The organism is Rhodoferax sp. UBA5149, assembly GCF_002413825.1.
Lineage (GTDB): Bacteria > Pseudomonadota > Gammaproteobacteria > Burkholderiales > Burkholderiaceae_C > Rhodoferax.
The window spans coordinates 2,268-3,120 of the sequence record NZ_DHXT01000047.1 but is presented as its reverse complement, the minus strand read 5'-3'; the positions used below and the strand labels follow the sequence as shown (position 1 = coordinate 3,120).

Below are 853 nucleotides of genomic sequence, written 5' to 3'. Positions count from 1 at the left end.
TGCGGGCCGCTGATGCGCACGGTGATGGGCAGGCGCTGCACCAGCGCTGCAGCCCGCGCCACGCTGGGCGGGCTGCCCAGCTCGGCGGCGAGGCGGTCCACATAGTCGGCCACCAGCGGGCGGGCGGCGGCGCGCCAACCGACTGACAAGGCGCGCTGCATGCCGAACAAAAAGGTCGCTGCCATGGCCAGCGCCAGTAACACAAACAAGGCCACCAGCCGCACGCGCAGCGAGTGCGCCAGCGCCTGGCGGGCGCGGCGGTGCCAGCGCGGGCGCGGGGGCGACGGCAAACTGCTCATGGCGAGGACTGAGCTTGGGGCTGGGCGCGGCCCAGGGCCAGTGAGTAGCCGGCGTTGCGCAGGGTCTTGATGCAGTCCAGCGGCTCCAGCTTCTTGCGCAGGCGGCTCACCACAATGTCCACCGCGCGGGTGTAGAGCTCGGCCTCGTGGCCGCGCAGGTGGTTCAGGATGTCATCGCGGCTGAAGACCTTGCCGGCGTCGCGCGCCAGCAGGTGCAGCAGGTCAAACTCGGTGCTGGTGAGCTCCACCGCTTCGCCGGCGCGCTGCACGCTGCGGGTGGCGGGGTCGATGACCAAGCCCTCGAACGTCAACCGGGCAGAAGCCGGTGCGCTCACCGCCCGGCGGCGCAGCACGGTTTGCAGCCGCGCCACCAGCTCGCGCGGCTCAAAGGGTTTGGGCACGTAGTCGTCAGCGCCCAGCTCCAGGCCCACCACGCGGTCCATCACGTCGCCACGGGCCGTCAGCATGATGATGGGAATGTCGCTCTCGCGGCGGATGGTGCGGCACAACTCGAAGCCGTCCATCTCGGGCAGCATCACGTCCAGAATCGCGGC

At 70.7% G+C, this 853-nt stretch carries 1 protein-coding gene and 1 pseudogene; both read right to left on the bottom strand.

Annotated features, from left to right (window positions below; translation table 11 throughout):
* A pseudogene (locus tag B3V69_RS03705) lies at positions 1-299 on the bottom strand (two-component sensor histidine kinase); the annotation flags it as partial.
* Positions 296-853, bottom strand: a 558-nt coding sequence (locus B3V69_RS03700; RefSeq protein WP_296443912.1) for a response regulator transcription factor, incomplete at its 5' end; no start/stop codon positions are given. The gene B3V69_RS03700 and the pseudogene B3V69_RS03705, both read right to left, overlap by 4 nt.